Source organism: Priestia sp. BR_2 (assembly GCF_041954005.1).
Classification (GTDB): domain Bacteria; phylum Bacillota; class Bacilli; order Paenibacillales; family Paenibacillaceae; genus Paenibacillus_AQ; species Paenibacillus_AQ lautus_A.
Genome location: NZ_JAVFHM010000188.1, coordinates 108,851 through 130,275, shown reverse-complemented (window position 1 = coordinate 130,275; position 21,425 = coordinate 108,851). Strand labels below are relative to the sequence as shown.

Annotated in this window: 20 protein-coding genes and 1 pseudogene; 8 read left to right on the top strand and 13 right to left on the bottom strand. The window is 53.6% G+C overall.

What is annotated here, in order from left to right; all coding sequences use genetic code 11:
* Positions 1 to 272: 272 nt before the first annotated feature.
* On the top strand, positions 273 to 1,709 hold the full coding sequence (gene pdxR, locus RB298_RS10925; RefSeq protein ID WP_486047050.1) for a MocR-like pyridoxine biosynthesis transcription factor PdxR: 1,437 nt from the start codon (positions 273 to 275) through the stop codon (positions 1,707 to 1,709).
* Between the two features lie 255 nt (positions 1,710 to 1,964).
* On the opposite strand, the pseudogene RB298_RS10920 reads toward pdxR, so the two are convergent.
* Positions 1,965 to 2,105, bottom strand: a pseudogene (locus RB298_RS10920) (transcriptional regulator); the annotation flags it as partial.
* Positions 2,106 to 2,170: 65 nt separating this feature from the next.
* Positions 2,171 to 3,760, bottom strand: coding sequence for a sensor domain-containing diguanylate cyclase (locus RB298_RS10915; RefSeq protein WP_375120986.1), 1,590 nt, complete (start codon positions 3,758 to 3,760; stop codon positions 2,171 to 2,173).
* 191 nt (positions 3,761 to 3,951) lie between these two features.
* On the opposite strand from RB298_RS10915, the gene RB298_RS10910 reads away from it, so the two are divergent.
* From RB298_RS10910 to RB298_RS10890, 5 genes are read left to right on the top strand one after another with little or no spacing between them, the layout of a single operon-like run.
* Positions 3,952 to 4,314 (top strand): YhjD family protein, encoded by a 363-nt coding sequence (locus RB298_RS10910; protein WP_096773149.1) that lies wholly within the window; start codon positions 3,952 to 3,954, stop codon positions 4,312 to 4,314.
* 11 nt (positions 4,315 to 4,325) lie between these two features.
* Complete coding sequence (locus RB298_RS10905; protein WP_119849176.1) at positions 4,326 to 5,591, top strand: DNA polymerase IV; 1,266 nt, start codon at positions 4,326 to 4,328, stop codon at positions 5,589 to 5,591.
* A complete protein-coding gene (locus tag RB298_RS10900) occupies positions 5,588 to 5,920 on the top strand; it encodes a YolD-like family protein (protein ID WP_015734344.1) in 333 nt (110 codons plus the stop codon). Before RB298_RS10905 ends, RB298_RS10900 begins: the two co-directional genes overlap by 4 nt.
* Complete coding sequence (locus RB298_RS10895; RefSeq protein ID WP_486047049.1) at positions 5,917 to 6,084, top strand: hypothetical protein; 168 nt, start codon at positions 5,917 to 5,919, stop codon at positions 6,082 to 6,084. Before RB298_RS10900 ends, RB298_RS10895 begins: the two co-directional genes overlap by 4 nt.
* The gene (locus RB298_RS10890) at positions 6,062 to 6,691 is read left to right on the top strand and encodes a putative glycolipid-binding domain-containing protein (RefSeq protein WP_486047048.1); all 630 of its coding nucleotides are present in this window, start codon (positions 6,062 to 6,064) and stop codon (positions 6,689 to 6,691) included. Before RB298_RS10895 ends, RB298_RS10890 begins: the two co-directional genes overlap by 23 nt.
* Before the next feature lie 179 nt (positions 6,692 to 6,870).
* Here RB298_RS10890 and RB298_RS10885 read toward each other — a convergent pair whose 3' ends face one another.
* Positions 6,871 to 8,172 carry an NCS2 family permease gene (locus RB298_RS10885; RefSeq protein WP_277748494.1) on the bottom strand — a complete coding sequence of 434 codons (1,302 nt, stop codon included), beginning with the start codon at positions 8,170 to 8,172 and terminating at the stop codon, positions 6,871 to 6,873.
* 184 nt (positions 8,173 to 8,356) lie between these two features.
* Here RB298_RS10885 and RB298_RS10880 point away from each other — a divergent pair, with 184 nt between their 5' ends.
* Positions 8,357 to 9,064 carry an SOS response-associated peptidase gene (locus RB298_RS10880; protein WP_090912905.1) on the top strand — a complete coding sequence of 236 codons (708 nt, stop codon included), beginning with the start codon at positions 8,357 to 8,359 and terminating at the stop codon, positions 9,062 to 9,064.
* Between the two features lie 228 nt (positions 9,065 to 9,292).
* Here RB298_RS10880 and RB298_RS10875 read toward each other — a convergent pair whose 3' ends face one another.
* The 4 genes from RB298_RS10875 to RB298_RS10860 form a co-directional block, all read right to left on the bottom strand.
* Positions 9,293 to 9,580, bottom strand: a complete 288-nt coding sequence (locus tag RB298_RS10875) for a stage VI sporulation protein F (RefSeq protein WP_009592565.1) — start codon at positions 9,578 to 9,580, stop codon at positions 9,293 to 9,295.
* Positions 9,581 to 9,666: 86 nt separating this feature from the next.
* The gene (recG, locus tag RB298_RS10870) at positions 9,667 to 11,718 is read right to left on the bottom strand and encodes an ATP-dependent DNA helicase RecG (protein WP_486047047.1); all 2,052 of its coding nucleotides are present in this window, start codon (positions 11,716 to 11,718) and stop codon (positions 9,667 to 9,669) included.
* 14 nt (positions 11,719 to 11,732) lie between these two features.
* Complete coding sequence (locus tag RB298_RS10865) at positions 11,733 to 12,590, bottom strand: DegV family protein (protein ID WP_486047046.1); 858 nt, start codon at positions 12,588 to 12,590, stop codon at positions 11,733 to 11,735.
* A 157-nt stretch (positions 12,591 to 12,747) separates the two neighbouring features.
* Entirely contained in the window at positions 12,748 to 14,526 is a 1,779-nt protein-coding gene (locus tag RB298_RS10860; RefSeq protein ID WP_036672418.1) for a DAK2 domain-containing protein, read from the bottom strand.
* A gap of 366 nt (positions 14,527 to 14,892) precedes the next feature.
* On the opposite strand from RB298_RS10860, the gene rpmB reads away from it, so the two are divergent.
* Positions 14,893 to 15,081, top strand: a complete 189-nt coding sequence (gene rpmB / locus RB298_RS10855) for a 50S ribosomal protein L28 (protein ID WP_006209230.1) — start codon at positions 14,893 to 14,895, stop codon at positions 15,079 to 15,081.
* A 444-nt stretch (positions 15,082 to 15,525) separates the two neighbouring features.
* Here the strand turns inward: rpmB and spoVM are convergent, their stop codons facing one another.
* The 6 genes from spoVM to rlmN form a co-directional block, all read right to left on the bottom strand.
* On the bottom strand, positions 15,526 to 15,606 hold the full coding sequence (spoVM, locus tag RB298_RS10850) for a stage V sporulation protein SpoVM (protein WP_034273235.1): 81 nt from the start codon (positions 15,604 to 15,606) through the stop codon (positions 15,526 to 15,528).
* A gap of 162 nt (positions 15,607 to 15,768) precedes the next feature.
* Positions 15,769 to 16,428, bottom strand: a complete 660-nt coding sequence (gene rpe, locus RB298_RS10845) for a ribulose-phosphate 3-epimerase (RefSeq protein ID WP_452520018.1) — start codon at positions 16,426 to 16,428, stop codon at positions 15,769 to 15,771.
* A gap of 3 nt (positions 16,429 to 16,431) precedes the next feature.
* Complete coding sequence (rsgA, locus tag RB298_RS10840; protein ID WP_486047045.1) at positions 16,432 to 17,340, bottom strand: ribosome small subunit-dependent GTPase A; 909 nt, start codon at positions 17,338 to 17,340, stop codon at positions 16,432 to 16,434.
* Positions 17,341 to 17,391: 51 nt separating this feature from the next.
* A complete protein-coding gene (gene pknB, locus RB298_RS10835) occupies positions 17,392 to 19,530 on the bottom strand; it encodes a Stk1 family PASTA domain-containing Ser/Thr kinase (RefSeq protein ID WP_015734335.1) in 2,139 nt (712 codons plus the stop codon).
* On the bottom strand, positions 19,527 to 20,303 hold the full coding sequence (locus RB298_RS10830; protein ID WP_009592617.1) for a Stp1/IreP family PP2C-type Ser/Thr phosphatase: 777 nt from the start codon (positions 20,301 to 20,303) through the stop codon (positions 19,527 to 19,529). The genes pknB and RB298_RS10830 overlap by 4 nt, the downstream gene beginning before the upstream one ends.
* A 6-nt stretch (positions 20,304 to 20,309) precedes the next feature.
* Positions 20,310 to 21,350, bottom strand: a complete 1,041-nt coding sequence (gene rlmN, locus RB298_RS10825; RefSeq protein WP_009592630.1) for a dual-specificity RNA methyltransferase RlmN — start codon at positions 21,348 to 21,350, stop codon at positions 20,310 to 20,312.
* Positions 21,351 to 21,425: the final 75 nt, after the last annotated feature.

The window sequence follows — 21,425 nt, the reverse complement described above, 5'->3', positions numbered from 1 at the left end:
GTTTAAATCGTAATAATTACGATTAATTAAAATATACTTTATTCCCGTTTTTATGTTTTGTCAAGAAATCGGAGCAACTTACAGCCGCATTTCGGGAAGTCCGGTCATGTTGCCCGTCCAACTCGCAGTCCGATATCCCGTCCATATTGAAGGGATGGCTCAAGATTTGTCATCGTAATGATGAAATTATGAAAAGCCTTTATTTAGGCTAAATGATATGATTAAGGTTACAGACAGAAACCGCCTGAATATGTCACGAAAGGATGAGGAAGGTGTGGAAGCCGGATCGTAACAGCACACGACCTCTATATCAGCAAATTGCCGATGATCTGGAGCAAAGAATATCTTATGGTGAGTTTCCACCGGGCAGCTTACTCCCATCCGAACGAAAGCTCGCGGAGCAGTTGGGGGTTAATCGAAGCACCGTGGTTCTGGCTTACTCGGAGCTTCGGGCGCTTGGAATCATAGAGAGCCGTTCCGGAAGCGGAACGCGGGTCAGCAACTCCAAATGGGGAGCCACGCCCAAGCATACGCCGAACTGGCGCCGCTATGCGGAGGGAGGGAATTTCCTGCCGAATCTCCCTTTTCTTCGCCGGATTCGGGAAGCGCTGGCGCATGATCCCTCATTGATCGATTTTGCCAGCGGAGAGCTTGCCGGCGATTTGGCGCCGATCCAAGAAATGAATACGTTAATGAGTCAAAAATCGAACACGTCCTATTTCGGATATGACAACCCGCAGGGATATGGTCCGCTCCGGCAGGCTTTGGTTACGTATCTGAAAAAATACCGGGGGATCCAGACCACCGAATCCTCCATATTGATCACGTCGGGGTCTCAGCAGTCGCTGTATCTCATTACGCAGTGCTTGTTCTCGCCAGGCGATGCGGTGGCCATTGAAGATCCGTCGTACTGCTATTCGCTGCCGATGTTTCAATCGGCCGGCCTTCGCCTGTTCAGACTCCCTGTCGATGAACGAGGGGTGCGGCCGGAGGACATCCGCTCCCTGTACAAGAAACACCGGATCAAGATGATCTTCATTAATCCGAATTTTCAGAATCCGACCGGCACCGTCATGGCTCAGGAGCGAAGGTCGCAACTGCTGGATGCAGCCAGTGAACTTGGACTTCCCATCGTGGAGGACGATCCCTTCAGTTTGACCGCCTACCAGTGCCCGCCGCCGGCTCCTTTGAAATCTGTGGATTCCATCGGGTCGGTGCTTTACATCGGGTCACTCTCGAAAATAGCCGCGTCCGGCCTTCGCGTAGGCTGGATGGTCGCCCCGAATACCATCGTGGAGCGGCTCGCAGACGCCAGGCAGCAGATGGATTTCGGGCTGAGCGTGGTGCCCCAAAGCCTTGCCGTCCAGTTTATCGACTCTTCCTATTTTGCTCCCCACCTGGACAGGCTGCGAGCGAGCTTGCTGTACAAGCGGGATTTACTGATCGAGGCCCTGCAGAAAGAGCTGCAAGGCCTGGTTCATTTCCATGTGCCGGAGGGCGGCCTGCATCTCTGGTGCAAGATCGTGCCGGTAGTGAACGACAGCAAGCTGCTGGAGGCCGCCATTCAAAAAGGCGTTATTTTCGCGCCGGGAAGCGTGTACGGTTCGGCTTCCGGATATGTGCGATTCACTTACGCCCGTGCCAGGGCCGAGGATATCCCTTCCGGAATCTCCAAGTTCGCCCAAGCCCTGCACGCCGTCATTCAATAGGGCAGCACCGGGAGCGGTGCCCCCTGCCCTTTAGCAGGAAAAAGGTTAGCTTTCGGAAAGCTAACCTTTTTTCATGTTTTCTTTTGCCCTCTCCTCTTATCCTGATCATTTACAATAACGTCAACCCGATATATATAAACCCAAGAGGGTAATCTCGATGGACAATCTCTTGAACGAAGGGCGGTTCCGTTCAGACAGGAGGCTTCCATTCTTGTTTGACCTCCTTTTAATCCATCCATTTTTTTGATATTTTAGTTAAAAATATCCTGCCTTTGAATTCGGATAAAAAACGCGGCAAAGCTTTTCGGATAACAGCCCTTTGACTTCCTCATCGTTAAGCTCATAGTAATTCCATTTTCCGATGCGTTCGATCAAAATAATATTTGCATCCAGCATGCTCGGAATCACACCCCGATATACAAAAAAAGAGATCCGGTTCACCAAAGCGGCCAGGATGTCTCTCATGCCGATAATCCCGCCGCCACCGTGCGGTTGCGTCCTTCCCCCTTCGCCCGGTACAACGCCATATCCGCCGCTTGAAATACATCCTCCCGGTTTCCCCCGTGCTCCGGATACAGCGATACGCCGATCGATACGGTGAGCGTTCCGGAATAAGGGGTCGGGGAAATCAGGATCGCCCTGCGTATCCGTTCGGCCATACGGTATGCCGTATCCAGGCTGCGTTCGCGAAGAAGAATGACAAACTCTTCCCCGCCAAAGCGGGAGCATACCGCATCCGCGGGAGCGCAATCCACCATGACGGCTGCCACGAGCTTCAGGATCTGATCGCCGGTTTGATGGCCGTATGTATCGTTTATCGCTTTGAAATGGTCGATGTCCAGGAGAATAACGGCATACGGCTCCCCGAGCGCATCCCAAGACTCAAGACAGCGTTCCAGTTCCCGGCGATTGGACAGCCCCGTCAATGGATCCGTGATGGCCTCCTGCTGCAGCGACTGGGTCTGCTTGGCCATCGTTTCCGCAGCGGCTCCCATGATCCGGTTCAACTGGTCGGCTTCCCGGTTCCAATGCGGCCGGAATTCCTGGGAAGACACCGTTTGGCCGGCTGCTACCGATTTCGTTAATTTATAGAGCCGGGTAAACGGGGCGGCAATTCTTGCGGCCGTATATACGGCAATGAACAGCATGAGCGCGATGGGAAACAGCATGCTTCTCAGCTGGTCCTGCAAATTTCCATTGACATCGGCCAGGATGGAGCTTACCGACGTCTGCATGACGATCCCCCAGCCATTCATCGCCACGCTGGCATAACCCGTCAAGTAATCGTCGCCCTGCGTATTCGTCACGCGTTGCATGCCGCTCTCGCCATCCATGAGCCGTCTCACGACCACGTTGGAACTCACGTCCTCCCCGACCCGGCTTTCCTCCAGATGATAGAGCACCTTCCCGCCGGAATCCACGATATAGGAATAGGAGTCCTCTTCATTCCCCGCACCGGATCCGAGGATCCGATGCAATATATTGTTTTCTTCCAGATAAATCGTGCCTGCTATCATGCCGTAATACTTGCCGGATCCGTCAAAAATCGGCTCGCTCGCAAACACGATCCAGCGGCCGGTCGGACTCCTATACGGTACCGAAAGATAGGATTTTCTCTCGTTTAATGCTTGAACGGCCCCCTCCGTTATTAATCGGGCATGGTTTACCTGATTCCCCGCAGGAGAAACAACCCGAATGCTCCCCCTTTCGTCGGCCCAAAATACGGAATTGAAGTAAGGGCTGCTCTGGAGCATAAGATCAAAAATGACCTGCAGCTCCTTTTCGTCGGATGCCGCTCTTGCCTCAATGGCCGGGTTGCTTGCGGCGGCGCGCAGACTTTGGCGCATCCCCGAGAAAAGCGCCTCTATGGTAACCGCCATTTTTTGCGCGGATGATAAATTCAGCGACATGGTCGTGTCGTACAGGGACCGTTTCTCGTTTTTATACTGGATGTAGACCATGATCGACATCGTCATCAGGATGGATAATGAAACCAATGCAGGCATGACCATCGCAAGACTGATTTTGAGGCGTCGTTTGGGTATGTTCATGGAGGCTGTACCCCTACTCTTATGAAATTTTTTCCGGATGAATACACGATCTTTTCATATTACTTCACAAACGTTTTGGAGTCCATATAGGGAATGCCGCATCATGCTCTGTATTTACCAGTTGCATAACGAACGTATGTTCGTTATATAATAGTGAGGAGCATATGAAGAACGATGAGGAGGCATCAGGTATGTCTGCGTCTCCGCTGCAAACCGAGGAAGAGCTGCTGTCCGTCAAGGACTGCGTCATTCTGCCGATTTTGCTGGACGTGCTGGAGCGGGATATCCGCAGCATGAAGCATACCGGCATAAGCGACTATTACGTGCTCCATCTGCAGACCATTCAGAAGATTACGTTCGCGAAGCTCGCCGAGCTCAAGAGAAGCTGCCGCGCACGCGGCATCGCCATTCTGGAAACCCGGCGCCAGAAGCACTCCGTCACCATCCGCTACCGATGTCGCGGCTACCAGCATGACATGGAGCTGATGTGGGATTTTGTGAGGGCCGATATTCAAATGCGTCTGGCTGAAACATTTCACATTCGTCTCGAATAGGAGGAATCATCATGCATAAACGCAAGCAGCGCGTCGTTTTTCTGGCGGACTGCCAGTCCTTTTATGCCTCTGTTGAAAAAGCGGCGAATCCCGCATACCAAAACAGACCCCTGGTCGTCTCCGGCGACCCTTCCCGGCGAAGCGGCATCATTCTCGCGGCATGCCCGCTTGCGAAGGATCACGGGGTCACCACGGCGGAGCCCCTGTGGCAGGCCCAGCAGAAATGCCCCGATCTGGTCGTGATGAAACCGCGCATGAGCGCCTATATCCGGGTATCCCTGCAGATCATGAGCATTCTCGAATCCTATTCCGATCTCGTGGAGCCGTTCAGCATTGATGAGCAATTCATCGATGTGACGGCAAGCTTGGCGCACTTTGGCTGCACGCCGAAGGAGCTCGCCCGGCATATTCAGATGCGGGTGCGGCGCGAGACCGGCGTCTATACCCGAGTCGGCATCGGACGCAACAAGGTTCTTGCCAAGCTGGCCTGCGACAATTTCGCCAAGAAGAACGAGGACGGCATCTTTGAGCTGAACGAGGCCACCATGGACGCGCTCTGGGCCTGCCCCACCCATAAAATGTTCGGCGTGGGCTCGCGGACCACGAAGCATCTGGCACGGCTCGGCATCCAGACCATCGGGGAGCTGGCCCATACGCCGCTTCCCGATCTCAAATTCAAAATGAAGCGCTACATGAAAAAAAACTGCGACATCTGGAGCGAAGTGCTGTGGCGAACCGCCAACGGTTATGATGATTCCCCAGTGACGCCCGATGCATTCGACGGGCAAAAAGGAATCGGCCGGCAGACCACGCTTCCCGTCGATTATCACGACCAGCAGGACATCGATGTCGTGCTGAACGAGCTCTCCATGCTCATCTGCCAGCGGGCGCGGGCCAAAGGCTACATGGGCAACGTGGTCCACGCCGGCGCCCAGGGCGCCGATTTCGACCGGCCGGTGGGGTTCTCCCGCCAAATGAAGATTGCCGAGCCGACGCATCTGTCCCGCGAGGTGTATGCGGCTGCCAAGGAGCTGTTCCGCAAGCACTGGGACGGCGGCCCTGTCCGCAAAATCTGGGTCTCCCTCGGAGAACTGCAGAGTGACGCCGTTTACCAGCTGTCTCTCTTCGGCGACCGGGAGCGGCTCATGTATTTGGAACATACCATGGACGATATCAACAACCAATATGGTCCCTCCTCCGTTTACTTCGGCTCATCGCTAACCAAAACCAGCCAGCTGAAATTTCTGAACGCCAAGATCGGAGGACACTACAAATGAAAAAACTAACGGGAAACGGTCTATGGGAATCCAGCCGCATGATGCTGTTTGAGCATCGCGACGCCATTTTGGAGAAGCAGGGCGAGAAGCATAAGCAGACCCACCCTCTTCTGGATGAGCAGCAGATGCAGTGGATTATAGAAAAGATCAGCACGGCTTACCGGAGCAAGGAAACCATACAGCTGCAAGTATACGGGGAGTACGGAAATTACGCGGTAAACGGAAGGATCTCCCGAATCAATACCCTGAACGAGCGGTTGCTTGTCGGGGATACTTGGATTAATCTGGTAGATATACTGGAGGTTGAAACGGCGGAGACGTGTGATTGACTGCCGCGCGAATCCATATCCGCGCCGTGGCCGCGCCGCCGTCTTGCCCATGCCGGATCCCCTGCCTGCTGCCCTCTCGGATCATCGGAGCCAGGGGATACGGCCAATTCGTTACATTATGGATCAAGGATGGGATCACGTTTGAACAACAATATGCACGCTGAACAAGACCTGCAGTCCATCGGACAAAAAAACGCAAGCTCCGGCCAGTCCGGCCAGCTTCTGCAATCGCTGCTATGGAACCGGCACGATCTTCCTTCGCTGGAGCATGGCCGGCTCTATCGGCATCACGACGGATTTACGCTCACCGGAACGGTCGTAGCCAGCCTGGAAGGCCGGACTCTCCACTGTTCCTACGAGGTCGAAACCACAAGCAGCTGGGAGACCCGGAAAGTCCGGATTACGCTCTCAAGCGGCACGGAAGAACAGTCCCTTCACCTGGAACGGGATGATGAGGGCCGCTGGTGGAACGGCGATACCGAGCTCACGGCCTTTGCCGGCATGACCGACATCGATCTCGGGATCACCCCGTCCACCAACACGCTCCCGATCCGCCGCCTGCAGCTGGAGCCCGGGGAGAGCGCAACCATGACGGCCGTATGGATTCAATTCCCGAGTCTAACCGTCGTTCCCCTCCCCCAACGATACACGCGGACGGGCGAATTCGCCTACCGTTACGAGAGCAGCCACGGAGCGTATCAAGCGGATTTGGAGGTTGACGAACGCGGCCTTGTCACAACGTACGCGGACGTATGGAGCCGGACTCGCTGAGCCCCGCCCATCCCCGGCTGTCAGTGTTCCCCTTGCCGCGGCAGCGTCAGCCGGGAAACCGTTATAACGTCGCCTGATCCGCAACAAGGGATATACCCGCCATACGGTCGTCCGCCAAGCCAAAAAATCCCCTGCCGGGTCTGCTCTAAAGACCTTGCAGGGGATTTCCGCGCTCCTTATCAATGCGGAACAAAAACGAGCTGCAGCACGAACAGCACGGCAAAAATATACATCAGCGGATGAACCGCCTTCCACTTGCCCTTCACGATTTTCATGAGCGGGTATGAAATAAAACCGAGCGCAATCCCAGTTGCGATGCTGGACGTAAGCGGCATGGTCAAAATCACGAGAAACGCAGGGAACGCTTCATCAAAATCATTCCACCGGATGTGCTGAACGTTGCTCAGCATCAGACAGCCCACCACGATAAGCGACGGTGCCGTGATGGCGGACAATCCGGCAACCGCGCCGATCAGCGGGCTAAAGAAGGCCGCAACCACGAACAGCCCGGCAACGACCACCGAGGTTAAGCCTGTGCGGCCGCCTGCGCCGACACCGGCTGCGGATTCGATATACGCCGTGGTCGGGCTTGTGCCGACCATGGAGCCGGCCACGGTTGCCACCGAATCGGAGAACATGGCACGTTCCGCGCGGGGCAGCTTGTTATCCTTCATCAGCCCCGCCTGCTCTGCCACGCCAACGACCGTGCCCGTGGTATCGAACAGCGTTACAAGCAGGAACGAGAACACCACGGCATAGAGCCCGTGCCTGATCACATCCGAGGCAGCCGTAATGGGGTTCCATACCAGAATGCCTTCCGGCAGCGTGGGAACGGACATAATCCCGCCGGTGAAGGACAGCATATCGGCAAAATAAGCGATAATTCCGGTGATGATCATGCCGATGAACAAGGCGCCCTTCACATCGCGGGACAGCAGCACGAGCGTAACCGCCAAGCCTACCAAGGCGAGCACGACCGATGGCTGGTGCAAATCGCCGAGCGCTACCAGATTATCCGGATGCGCGGTGATAATGCCGCTCATCCGCAGACCGATAAAAGCAATGAACAGGCCGATCCCGACCGTGATCGCATGCTTCAGGTTCGCCGGGATCATCTCAATTAACCTGCGCCGCAGGGAAGTCATCGATAACAGCAGAAACAGAATACCGGCGATAAAAACCGCGGAAAAGGCTTCAATATAACCAAGTCCGGCATGCCCTTGGACAACGGAATACGTAAAATAAGCATTCAGCCCCATCCCCGGCGCCACGGCAATCGGGTAGCGGGCTACGAGCCCCATGAGCAGCGTACCGATGACGGCGGCAATAATCGTAGCCGTGAAGCTTTGTTCAAACGGCACGCCCGCTTGCGACAGTATCAGCGGATTCACCACGGTCACATAAGCCATCGTAAAAAATGTCGTGGTCCCGGCAACAACCTCGGTCTTGACCGAGGTGCCGTTAGCTTTTAAATCAAACACGAAAAATCCTCCATTCATGCTGCTCGGCCCGGCTGAGCGCCGGACCCTTTTGGTAAGTTGTGCAATATTTGATATACTCAAACACAAACGAGCCGTCATCCTTATATGGCCATTCCGTCGGGAATGCCAGCATAAGTCGATGTTCTGATCTAAAGCGGCTCGAATAAGAGGAGGCCTTGAAACGATGTGCGGACGTTTTACGCTCACCGTTACTTGGGAAGAGCTGATGACCAGGTATCTCATTGATCCCGAATCGGTCTCTCCCTTTCACGTTCCCAGGTACAACATCGCGCCTACGCAGATGGTCACGGCCATTATCCATGACGGGAGCACCAACCGGATCGGGCAGCTGCAATGGGGGCTTGTCCCTTCCTGGGCCAAGGATTCCTCGGGCGGAGCCAAAATGATCAATGCCCGCAGTGAAACGCTGGAAGACAAGCCTGCCTATAGGATGCCCTTTTATCGGAAAAGATGCCTGATTCCTGCAGACGGTTTTTACGAATGGCAGAAAAGCGGCAATGGCAAGCAGCCCTTTCGCATTGGATTGAAGAACGGCGAAATATTCAGCATGGCCGGCCTGTACGACACCTGGATCACCCCAGGGGGCGAGAAGCTGAGCACCTGTACCGTCATTACGACCGAGCCCAACAGGCTCATGGAGCCGATCCATAACCGGATGCCGGTCATTCTAAGACCCGCTGACGAAGCGCTATGGCTTGAACGGCAGCCGTCCTCCCATACCCATGGGAACCACCCTTCCCACCTGCAATCGCTCAAGGAGCTGTTGAAACCCTATCCCGCGGAGGAAATGCAGGCAGTGCCGGTAAGCACAACCGTAAACTCCGTCAAGAACGACACGGAAGATTGCATACGCTCCATTACGGGCAGCTAGATATTCCGAAAAGGTTGGGATTTCTCTTCGACTGTCGCGCTTTCTCACAGCATACCGGCTTCACCGCTGCCGGTTAGACCACAATAGCGAGGGACTCCTCTAAACGGGAATCCGCCTAAGATCGCCTCATCCCTGTTCAAGCCATGTCAAAAGCCCCTGCTCATTAGGAGAAAACACTCCCGAGAGGGGCTTCTTCTATGCTTGTCATTCCTTGATGTCATCCAGTTGTTAACGAAACATTCCCCACAGCTTGATCAAATGGAAGGTGTTGTTCGGATCGATGCGCTGTGCAAGCACGAATTGAACCATTTGCTGCTCCTGTGCGGAGCTCAGCTTTTCATTCAAGATGCCGCTGGCCGTCCGGATCAATTGATGTACTTTTGCGCTATTTTGAAGATCCGCTTTGGTCAAGCCCTGAGTCAGTCCCTTGATTCTTTCCTTGATGGCCGGGTTTTTCATTTTTAGCTTGATACGCTCCACCAGCTGCGGACTAATGCCATACTGCTGATAACCCAATGTTGAAGCACCTCCAGTCATAAATGCTGCTACCCTTTTTGAGTATATGACGAAGGTCTGTCCATTGTGCCAACAGATTCATGCCATTAATCCATGATATCGCCCTGGAAGATCTTCTCCTGCTGCAAAAAGTCGCGCAGCGGCTCATATTCCGGCGACGTCCAGAAGGAGCTGTCGCTAACGAGAGCCGCCGCGTCGCCCCGGGCCTCTTCGACTACCTTGAAATCGGCGACCATATCGGCCAGCCGGAACTCCGGCAGCCCGCTCTGCTTCGTACCGAAAAAGTCGCCCGGTCCCCGAAGCTCCAGATCCCGCCGGGATACCTCGAAGCCGTCTTCGGTTTCCGTCATGACCTGCATTCGTTCCTGACCCACTTCCGACTTCGGATCAGCCACCAGGACACAATAGGAAGCATGCTGTCCACGGCCTACCCGGCCCCGAAGCTGGTGCAGCTGGGACAGGCCGAAGCGATCGGCGTCCATAATGATCATCAGGGTTGCGTTCGGCACGTCAACGCCAACCTCAACAACCGTCGTGGAGATCAGCAGCTGAACCTCATTGCTGTAGAATTGGCGCATGACCTCATCCTTCTCGGCCGGCGTCATGCGGCCGTGCAGAAGTCCGACGGAATATGCGGGGAACGCCTGCTGCATTTGAACATGCAGGTCAATCGCATTCTGGACGTCCAGCTTGTCCGATTCCTCGATCAACGGGGCGATCAGATATGCCTGGCGTCCCTGATTTACTTCCCGGGAAATAAATCCGAGCACGCGGTCCATCAGTTCATGTTTGACCCAATAGGTCGTAATGGGAATACGCCCTTTCGGACGCTCCGACAGCGTGGATACGTCCATGTCTCCGAAGGCGGTAATGGCCAGCGTCCGCGGGATCGGCGTCGCCGTCATCGTGAGCACGTCCGGATTATACCCTTTACGCCTTAGAACGCTTCGCTGATTCACGCCGAAGCGGTGCTGCTCGTCCGTCACGACGAGCCCCAGCTCCCGGAAGTAGACGTCATCCTGGATAAGGGCATGGGTACCCACGACGATGTCCGTCAGCCCCATCTGCAAGGAAGCCAGCAGGTCCTTCCGCTTCTTCCCCGTTACGCTGCCTGTCAGCAGACCGACCGTAATGCCGAAGGGTTCAAACAGCCTCTGCAGGGAACGCATATGCTGTTCGGCAAGAATCTCCGTCGGCACCATCAATGCGCCTTGGAAACCCGAGCGGACCGTCGTAAACAACGCGATGGCGGCAACAATCGTTTTACCCGAGCCGACATCCCCTTGCAGCAAACGGTTCATGCAGTATGGGGAGCGCATATCATGCAAAATCTCCAGTTCCACCTTCTTCTGCGCATCGGTAAGCTCAAACGGGAAGCTGCGCACGAACTCCCGGATGGTTGCATTGTCGGCCGTATGTACCACCCCGTCCATCCGTCCCCGGTTCAGTGCCCGGAATGCCTGCATTTTTAACTGGAACAGGAAGAGCTCCTCGTACACCATGCGGCGCCGCCCTTCCTGACCTTCCCTGGAGTCGACAGGCTGATGGATCGTCATAATCGCCGCTTTACGGGGCATCAGATCATATTTTCGGAGCAGGGATTGCGGCAAAATCTCGGGAATCATCTCCCCGTATTGCTCCAATGCCTGTCCCATCGTTTTTCGGATCCAGGATTGCGTAATCTTTCCGCCGATGGAATACACCGGCTGCAGCGTTCCGCTCCGGAAGGCTCCTTTATCCGGGAATTCGGATTCGGACACCGTAAGCTGCATTCTGCGCTGGTCCCACTTGCCCGTCAGCACGATCTCCCGCCCAGCCGTAAGCTGGTCCTTCAGAAAATGCCGGTTAAACCAAGTCGCGGTGAACATCCAGTTTTCGGCCAGCATTTTGCAGGTTAATCGGGATTTGCGCCCGTAACGCTGCAGAACCGGCACGCTCGCAATCTTGGCTTGAATGGTGATTTTGTCCCCGTCCTTGACTTCGCTTAAGGACCGAAGCCGGTAATCCTCGTACCGGAAAGGGTAATACTCCAAAAGATCCTTGACCGTAGAGACGCCAAAGGCGTGAAGCTCCCCCTCTTTCAGGGCGCTCACGCCGTTGATCTGTCTGACGGATATTTGATCGAGTTTGAGACTCATATCATCTACCTCACTTAAGCAGGCCATATATATGCTGCAATGGTTCCCGGTCCGACGTGCGTACCGATAACCGGACCGATCTCGGAGAACACGGTTTCCTCGATCGTGAACACAGCGGACAGCTGCTGCAGAAAATCCTCAACCAGAGCAGGGTCAGCTGTATGACCCACAGCCACATTAATATTTTTCACGCCGGATAGATCCTGTTGAAACAGCTCAATGATTTTGGCTGTCGCTTTCTTGCGACCCCGGACCTTGTCTACCGGAAAGATAATCCCTTCGCCGTCAATGGACAAAATCGGCTTAATGTTAAGCAGCGTACCGAGCACGGCCGACGCCTTGCCGATCCGTCCGCCCTTCTGCAAATATTCCAGCGTGTCTACCAAGAAGTAGAGGCGGCGCTTGGAACGAAGGTCCTCAAGCGATGAAAGAATATCCGAAACAGCGGCCCCTTCTTGCGCGAGCTTCGCTGCATGAACCACGAATAACCCGAAACCGTAGGAGGCCGATTTGGAATCCCATACGGTAATATCCGCTTCTCCTTCAATAAGAGAGGTTGCAAGCAGTGCGGACTGATACGTTCCGCTCAGGCCGGATGAGATGTGAATGGACACAATGGAGCAGCCTGGGTGCTGTTCCAGAATGTACTCATACACAGCCACAAAATCTGCGGGCGAAGGCTGGGAGGTCGTCGGAAGCTGAGGCGATTGCACCAGCTTTTTGTAGAACTCTCCCGGCGTGATTTCCACTCCGTCCAAAAACGTATCTTCCCCGAACATAAGTCTCAGCGGCACAATATGAATGTTGTGTTGCTTCGCCAGGTCTGCCGGAATATCCGCTGTGCTGTCTGTCACAATAACGGTCTTATTCACCGGAACCCCTCCTAAAAATGTACCATGCATAATATCAAAGCGTTATGAAAAAAAACTCTATCGACGTACTTTCTCCGAAGACAGGCCGCATGCAGCGTAAGTTTTTCTACCGAGATAGGGAAGGAAAGCCTCTTGAGGAACCCGCCTATCTCTTATATCAAGACTCCACGGAGAACAGATAGGAATAGATCGGCTGTCCGCCGTAGTGTACTTCAACCTCCGCGTTAGGGTACTGTTCGCCAAGCCACTCCGTGAGTGCGCTGGTCGATTCCTCGGTTGCGTCAGCGCCGGTAAGCAGCGTTACGATTTCATCGCCGGATTCCAGCATTTTACCCAGCAAATCCTGGGATGTCGTAATCAGATCCTCGTTTGCTGCCACGATGTTGGAATTGCGGATACCGATGAACTGGCCAGCCTTGATCTCGAGATCATCAATTGTTGTGTCCCGCACGGCATAGGTGACCTGCCCCGATTGCACGCGAGTGATGGCATCCAGCATGTTGTCGGTATTCATATCCGCATTCTCGTCTTCCTGGAAAGCAAATGCTGCCGCGATTCCCTGCGGGATCGTCTTGCTCGGGATGACCGTTACGCTGCGCTCGCCTTCGAGAAGCTCTCTGGCCTGCTGGGCAGCAAGCACGATGTTGGAGTTGTTTGGCAGAATATAAATCTGCTGGGCCGAGATTGAAGAAATCGCATTGACGAAATCCTCGGTGCTCGGGTTCATCGTCTGTCCTCCGGAGAGAACGACGTCGACGCCCAGACTCTTGAATATATCGGAAATGCCTTCCCCTGACGAAACCGCAATGAACCCGTACGGCGCGATCTCGTCTGCAGGAGGAACAGCCGGTGCTTCCGGCGTCACGGTCTCTGCCGGAATATCCGCAAACAGCTCGGGCATCGGCGCGATATCCATTCCGGTTGTCAGCAAGTCGCGGTGCTGCTCGCGCATATTCAAAATGTGAATCTGGGTGATCTCTCCATACATGAGGGCCAAATTCAACACTTCGCCCGGCGCCTTGGAATGGACATGCACTTTGATCGTCTCGTCATCGGCAATGACAATGATGGAATCACCGTTCACTGCAAGCGCTTTCCGGAACTTATCTTCATCAAAGTCCGCACTCGTTCCCTCTCCAAGCTGCCTATTAATAAAGAATTCCATGTCGTATAAAAATTCAATGTCCTCCGTGGACAGTCGGGATTGGGCCGAAGCCGGAGCTTGAACCGCCGAGAAATCAGGAACCGCATGATAGGCTGGTGCCGCGCTGCTCTGTTCTGCTTGTCCTTCCGCAGAAGCGAAGGAGCCGGACGCGCCGTCTTTCTTCAACGCTTGCAAGAAACCTTCGTAGATGTACACCAGGCCTTGCCCGCCCGAGTCCACAACGCCAACCTGCTTCAGCACGGGAAGCATATCCGGCGTCTGGGACAGCGTTTCTTTGGCTTTGGCCAGCACCTGCTCCATCAGCTCCACGATATCGTTGCTGCGGCGAGAGAAATAAACGGCATGTTTGGCCGCTTCTTTAGCTACGGTCAGGATGGTGCCTTCCACAGGCTTTACGACAGCTTTATACGCAGCTTCCACGCCTGTCTGCAGCGCTGCGGCGAATTGATGAGAATTAAGTTCTGTATAAGGTGCCGCATACCGGCTGAAACCACGGAACAACTGGGACAGGATCACCCCCGAGTTCCCTCTGGCTCCCATCAGAAGCCCCTTGGACAGCACACCGGCACTATGCCCGACGGACTCCGAGTACTTACTCTTCAGTTCTGCTACGCCTGCCGTCATCGTCAAATTCATGTTGGTCCCCGTGTCGCCGTCCGGCACCGGGAACACATTCAGGGAATTGACGTGTTCTGCATGCTGCTGCAGCTGCTCCGCTCCGGCAAGGACCATAGCGGTAAATTCTGTTCCATTCAAAGAACGCTTACTCAATGAGAATTCCCCTTCCTGGCTTGATACCCATAACACTTCTTGTCGTAAACTTCATATCTATTTCATAGCTTATAGCTGACGAAATGCCCAACCAGTAAATAATAGACTTGCATGATTAAATGGATCATACCATCTTGATGGGCTGCCCTCTCGTCCTCTACGTCATTCGGCAGCTCCAAACCTCCTCGAAACATGCCGACCAGCCCACAATATACAGATCTTCGGAAATATTATGGACTAATCAACATTGTACTATAATGAGAAAGAGAAATAAATGTTTTTAGGACAGTTGACGGAGCAATTTTTACTGTGATATTATATTTAAGTATTGTTTCATGCAGGGTTAGGAACAAGGAGGTGTAATGAATGGCTCGCAAATGTTATGTAACAGGCAAGAAACCAAGCAGTGGTAACCATGTTTCTCACGCTAACAACCACAACAAGCGTTCTTGGGGTGTCAACGTTCAAAAGGTTCGCATTTTGGTGGATGGCAAGCCAAAACGTGTATACGTCAGCACTCGCGCTTTGAAATCCGGTAAAGTGACTCGCGTATAATCATCTCGTTATATGAAGAAAAACTTCTAAATCTCCAGGCACCATTTGTGGGCGATCCGGGACAAGGAAGTTTTTCTTGCGTTTAGATACATATTCTTCACCTAAACAAAAAGCACCCTGAGCAGAAAACAGGTGCTTTTTTTATTTAGATATAAGAAAAATGAAAGAGCCGAACTCCCGCTTTCTTATATCGCAAGAAAAACTTCCGGTCGAACGCGGTCTGTCTTCGATAAGTACGTCGCTAGACACTCTTCTTATGATACAAGAAAGCGTCAGAGGCCATGCGCGCATTGGCTTTCTTATACCGCAAGAAAAACCTCCGCATACAAGATGCGGTATGTCCTCCATGCGATCTATCGGAGTGCTCTTCTCTTGCCTCATCCCCCGTAAACCGGCTGGCGGCGTCGGTCCCAGGCGGAGGTTTTGTTACGCCGGGACAAGCTGTCAGCTCTTGTGAAACGTATTTAAGATGGCCTTCACAAAACCTCCCAAAAACTTCGGCAGCTTGAACGTATAGAATTTCATGTCTCACCCTCCCCAATCATTCTCATGCCTTCCTAGATTATGTTATGCACCAAGCCCTTAGATGTGAACACAGACAAAAAAGGCTACATGAGAACCCAGCTCATGTAACCATATTTATGCGGGAATCCCCCGCCCTATGCATCCCGTGCTCACGTTCTGCGGTCAAGATGTTACGCTGTCTCGGATTTGGGCAATGGCCGCCGCCCGATCCGGCTTGCCGAAGACCGCGCTGCCCGCAACCAGAACATCCGCTCCCGCTTCCACCACGAGCGGCGCTGTCTCCGCCGTAATGCCGCCATCCACTTCGATATGGATATTCGGATTCTCGGAGTTTGAAATCCATTCACGCAGCTGCGCAATCTTGCTTACGGTCCGCTCGATAAATGCCTGTCCGCCGAAGCCGGGATTCACGGTCATCACCAGCACCAAATCCACATCAGGAAGCACTTCCTGAAGGACATGGGCCGGCGTGGCCGGATTAATCGCGACGCCAGCCTTCACGCCATGCTCTTTAATGAGATGGATGACGCGGTGAAGATGCGGGCAGGTCTCGGCATGAACCGTGATCAAGTCTGCTCCTGCCTTGACGAAGTCGGCAATATACAACTCCGGCTGTTCGATCATCAGATGCACGTCGAGCGTCAGGCCCGTATGCGGTCTGATCGCTTGGACGATCGGCGGCCCCAGAGTAATATTCGGCACGAAATGCCCGTCCATGACGTCCACATGAATCCAGTCGGCCCCGCTCGCTTCGGCTTCCTTAATTTCCTGCCCCAGCTTTGCAAAGTCCGCCGACAATATGGATGGCGCAATTTTTATCATGATTCAGTACCTCCGCTTCTTGTCTTTCATCTCGGTATAAAACTCCGCGTAATGCTCATAACGGCTTGCCAGGATGATTCCATCCTCTTTGGCTTGAATCACCCGGCAGCCAGGCTCCTGCATGTGACTGCAGCCTCTGAATTTGCATTCAGCCGCATAAGGAGCAAACTCCTTGAAGCAGGTCGACAGCTCCTCGACACCAAGCTCCAGAAAATCCAGCTGGCTAAAGCCGGGCGTATCGGCAACATAACCTCCGTTATCAAGCTCAATCAGCTCCACGTGGCGCGTCGTATGCCGGCCGCGGCCAAGGCGCAGACTGATTTCGCTGGTCTCCAGCGAGAGGCCCGGCATCAACGCATTGAGCAGGGACGACTTGCCGACGCCGGATTGACCGGAGAATACGCTGATTCGACCGGCCAGGCGGTCCTTCACCTCTTCGGTACCGATGCCTTGCAAGGAGCTGGTTATAAGCACTTCATACCCGATTTCTTCGTACTGGCGCTTGACCTGCTCCAATACATCATCCGAGTCGTCTGCAAGGTCCTGCTTCGTCAGGCAGATCAACGCCTCAAGTCCCGAATGCTCAATATGTACCAGGAACTTGTCCAGCAGATGCAGGCTCAAGTCCGGTTCCTTGACCGAAAACAACAGCACCGCCAAGTCGACGTTCGCGACAGGCGGGCGAATTAATTGGGAAGACCGTGGAAGTATTTCATCCACGGTCCCCTCCCCATTCTCAGTCAATGAATACTTCACGCGATCTCCAACGAGCGGAGAGATGCCTTTCTTTTTGAAAATGCCGCGGGCTCTGCATTGAACCGCTGGGTCCTCCCCGGATATAATGTTGCCATCCTGCAGTGGTTTGACATAGTAATATCCGCTTAGTGCCTTCACGATCAGTCCCTCTAGCATATAATAGGCCCTCACCTTTCTTGTTGAAATTAGTGTTCTCATGACTTGTTTCTAATCGTTGTCTTTGCCTTTGCCCTTACCCTTGCCGTTTCCTTCGCTGCCGTTATCCCAGTGATAAGCAGCATCATCTTCCTCATTCGAACCGTCCTCGCCATTTCCCTCATCCGGGTTGGTGTCCACCGGTACATCAGGTTGCTCAGGCGGCTGCTCAAAGGTCGGCTGCGGCACGGTTCCGTTCTTGACGTCGGTGTAGCTTACGCTGTACGTATCCACCTGGCGGCCGTCACGGAATATCATGACCGTCGCGTGTTTGTCGGGAGCAAGCAGCAGCTTAACGGGTACCATTTCGGAAGTCGTAATGGTCTTGTTTACGGCTTCCTGGTTGTCTCCCAGCGCGTCGCTGAAGACCACCCGGATTTTGCTTTCTTGTCCTTCGGCGCTCGGCGACACCGGTACGCTGTAATTATACTCGAGCGCGTCCGAAGGATAGCCGGAGCTGACGAACAGCGTGATATCGGAGCCTGGTGCAACTTGTTGATTGGCCTCATGCGGCCATTGCTCTATTACGATGCCCTTTTTCACTTCAAAACTAGATCTCTCTTTGATTGCTGCAATCTTAAAGCCATTTGACTCCAAAATATTGACGGCATTCTCCTGCTCTAAGCCAACCACGCCCGGCATAGGGACCAAATTCTTGCCCTCGCTCACCGTTACGCTGATTACTTCAGTTTCTGGATCTATTTTTGTACTGGCTTCCGGGCTTTGTTTAAAGATCTTGCCCTGAGGTACTTCATCATTTTTTTCAGACGATCGCTTGATGGAGGTTTCCTTGACTCCAATCTCTTTTAATGCAGCAACTGCCTCATCAAACGTCATCCCATTAAGGTCCGGCATTTCCGGGAGCGGCTTCGCATCCCCGACCGATAACTGAACCGGTGAGCCCTTCTTCAGCATGGTCTCTGGTTCCTTGTCCTGTGCAAACACGACGCCTTCATCCACATTCGGTTTATATTCGCGAATGACTTCCTCATTCACCGTCAAACCTTGGGCCTCTAGCTCGCGGATCGCTTCCTCCTCCGTCATGCCTACCACTGGCGGCACCTTAACCTCCGGCACCTCCAGCATATTGTTCACATACATGACGACGCCTAACATAAGGCCGAGGAATAAGAGTACAGAGCCGATAATGATGGTCGGCTTGACCCACTTTTTCTTCGGCTTGCCGGTTGGCTTTTCCTCAAACTCATCGTCGTCCGAATCGTCATCTTGGTCGTGATGATGCTGGCTGCTGCGCTGCATCGTTTTGAGCGCCGGCATGACCAGAGTAGAATCGGCATCGTCCTCGAACTCCATCTTCGGCTCATTGAGGCGCATCGGCATCAAACACGTCTCGAGGTCGTCCATCATTTCTTCCGCGGACTGGTAACGCTCCTCCGGATTTTTGCGCATGGACTTCAGGATGATGTTCTCCACGCTTTGAGGAATGAGCGGGTTCACTTCCCTAGGCTCGTCAAATTCCTCCTGCAGATGCTTCAGTGCAACACTGATCGGGCTCTCGCCCAGAAAAGGAAGACGGGCCGTGAGCATTTGATATAATACGATACCAAGTGAATATAAATCCGATTTCTCGCCCGTCACGACGCCCTTGGCGTGCTCCGGCGAGAAATAATGCACAGAACCCACGACGGAGCCTGTCTGCGTAATGGTTGTCGACGTGACCGCCCTGGCAATGCCAAAGTCGGTAACTTTGACCCTCCCGTTACGGCCAATCAGAATGTTATGCGGTTTAATATCGCGGTGAATAATCTGGTTATGATGGGCATGCCCCAATGCATCGCAGATCTGGGTCGCAATCCGCACGGCTTCTTCGACCTGCAACGGCGCCCGTTCTTTAATGATTTCATTCAAATTCTGACCTTCGATATATTCCATGACGATGTAATGCACATCTTCCTCTTGGCCCACATCGTAGATGCTGACCACGTTGGAATGCGACAATGAAGCCGCCGATTGTGCCTCACGCCGGAAACGGCGAATAAATTCCTCGTCGTGCACAAACTGCTGGCGCAGCACTTTGATCGCTACGTTCCGGTTCAGCAAAATATCCTGAGCCTTGTAGACCAGCGCCATGCCGCCGCCGCCGATGCGTTCGATAATCTTATAACGACCAGCCAATTCATGTCCGATCATGAATCCCACCCCTTTATACGTTGCCCGACAACCTCTTCTTGATGTTCAAACATTGCGACTGTGATGTTGTCCTCACCGCCAGCGAGAAGCGCCAGTTGAAGCAGGCGATCCGCTCTTTCTTCCAGAGGAAGGTCAAGTGAACCGGAAATTTGTCCGATCAGCTCGCGGCTGACCCGGTTGCTGAGTCCGTCACTGCATAGCAGCAGCACTTCGCCTTCCCCGAGCGTAACCGGCGTAAGCTCAACCGTCACGTCCACATCCGTTCCAAGTGCCCGGCTTAATACGTTTTTCCGGGGATGGGTTTCCAGTTGATCTTCCGTAATCTGACCGCTCTTAAAAAGCTCATTAACCAATGTGTGATCATCCGTGAGCCGAATGACTTGTCCGGGAACGACTTTGTAGGCCCGGCTGTCTCCGATATGACCGATATAACCTTCGGAGCCTCGCAGCAGCACCGCTACGATCGTCGTGCCCATATTGTGAAGCCGCTCATCTGCCGAGGCTTCCTGATAGATAACTGCATTGGCGTGCAATATGGCATCGCCAAGCGCAGCCCGAACGCCGTCCATGGACATGTCCTGCTCCAAAGAGGACAAATCCGCGGCCACGGTATCTACCGCAAGCCTGCTGGCGGTGTCGCCCGCAAGGTGGCCGCCCATGCCGTCGGCAACCACACCCAAGGTATAGCCATGCTCCAATGTGCTAACAAATACCGAATCTTCATTAACAGGACGAACGCGTCCCACATGGCTTACATGAACCGTCTTGATCAAATCTTCTCACCTCAACTCCATATGCTTGGCCCGCAGCTGGCCGCAAGCGGCAGCGATATCATGGCCTTGTTCACGACGGATGGTCACATTGACCCCCTTGTCTGCTAACGCACGTTGAAATTTGAAAATATCGTTACGCGATGTGCGAACATATTTCCGTTCCGGCACATGGTTAACCGGAATCAGATTGACGAAGCAGTTCATATCCTTGATGACGTCCGCAAGCTCTTCGGCATGCTCCACCTGATCATTCACTCCGCCGATCAAGGCGTATTCAAACGTAATGCGGCGTCCGGTCTTAGCCTGGTAATAGCGAAGCGATTCAATCACGTCGTCAAACGGGAACCGGCGGTTCACGGGCATCAGCTTGGAGCGCAGCTTATCGTTCGGCGCATGAATGGAGATGGCCAGATTAATCTGGGTATCCTCTTCGGTGAATTTATAGATGTTAGGCACAATGCCGCTCGTCGATACGGTAATGTGGCGTTGGCCGATATTCAATCCTTTTTCATGGATCATCGTGCGCAGGAATTTCATGGTCGCCTCATAGTTCTCAAACGGTTCGCCTGAACCCATGATCACGATGCTGCTGACGCGTTCTCCCGTTTTATCGAGAATCTTCTGTGCCTGAACCACCTGGGCAACGATTTCGCCGGAGGTCAGGTTTCGTTTCAAGCCTCCCAGCGTGGATGCGCAGAACGTACATCCGATACGGCAGCCGACCTGCGTCGTAACGCAGATGCTGTTGCCGTAGTTATGCCGCATGATGACGGTCTCGATGGCATGGTCATCATGAAGGCCGAACAGAAACTTGACCGTTCCGTCCTTGGATTCCAGCTTGGTGATCTCCGTCAGGGTCACGAAGCTGAATTCCTGCTCCAGCTTGGCCCGAAGCTCTTTGGACAGATTCGTCATTTCCGCGAAGTCGTTCACCCGCTTCACGTACAGCCAGTCATAAATCTGGGTTCCCCGAAACGCAGGCTCCCCGTTCTCTTGAGCCCAGGCTTGAAGCTCTTCCAGTGAATAATCATATATAAAAGGTTTCATTCTCACCACACCTGTCTAGTTTAAAGGATGTCCGGCCAGCATTCTTCCGAACGCTCCCTATTTCATTCATATGCA

Excerpts from the sequence above, each read along its gene's own strand:
- RB298_RS10915 (WP_375120986.1), bottom strand. The coding sequence starts at position 3,760 with ATGAACATACCCAAACGACGCCTCAAAATCAGTCTTGCGATGGTCATG.
- RB298_RS10910 (WP_096773149.1), top strand. The coding sequence starts at position 3,952 with ATGTCTGCGTCTCCGCTGCAAACCGAGGAAGAGCTGCTGTCCGTCAAG.
- RB298_RS10905 (WP_119849176.1), top strand. The coding sequence starts at position 4,326 with ATGCATAAACGCAAGCAGCGCGTCGTTTTTCTGGCGGACTGCCAGTCC.
- RB298_RS10900 (WP_015734344.1), top strand. The coding sequence starts at position 5,588 with ATGAAAAAACTAACGGGAAACGGTCTATGGGAATCCAGCCGCATGATG.
- RB298_RS10880 (WP_090912905.1), top strand. The coding sequence starts at position 8,357 with ATGTGCGGACGTTTTACGCTCACCGTTACTTGGGAAGAGCTGATGACC.
- recG (WP_486047047.1), bottom strand. The coding sequence starts at position 11,718 with ATGAGTCTCAAACTCGATCAAATATCCGTCAGACAGATCAACGGCGTG.
- rpmB (WP_006209230.1), top strand. The coding sequence starts at position 14,893 with ATGGCTCGCAAATGTTATGTAACAGGCAAGAAACCAAGCAGTGGTAAC.
- spoVM (WP_034273235.1), bottom strand. The coding sequence starts at position 15,606 with ATGAAATTCTATACGTTCAAGCTGCCGAAGTTTTTGGGAGGTTTTGTG.
- rpe (WP_452520018.1), bottom strand. The coding sequence starts at position 16,428 with ATGATAAAAATTGCGCCATCCATATTGTCGGCGGACTTTGCAAAGCTG.
- rsgA (WP_486047045.1), bottom strand. The coding sequence starts at position 17,340 with ATGCTAGAGGGACTGATCGTGAAGGCACTAAGCGGATATTACTATGTC.
- pknB (WP_015734335.1), bottom strand. The coding sequence starts at position 19,530 with ATGATCGGACATGAATTGGCTGGTCGTTATAAGATTATCGAACGCATC.
- rlmN (WP_009592630.1), bottom strand. The coding sequence starts at position 21,350 with ATGAAACCTTTTATATATGATTATTCACTGGAAGAGCTTCAAGCCTGG.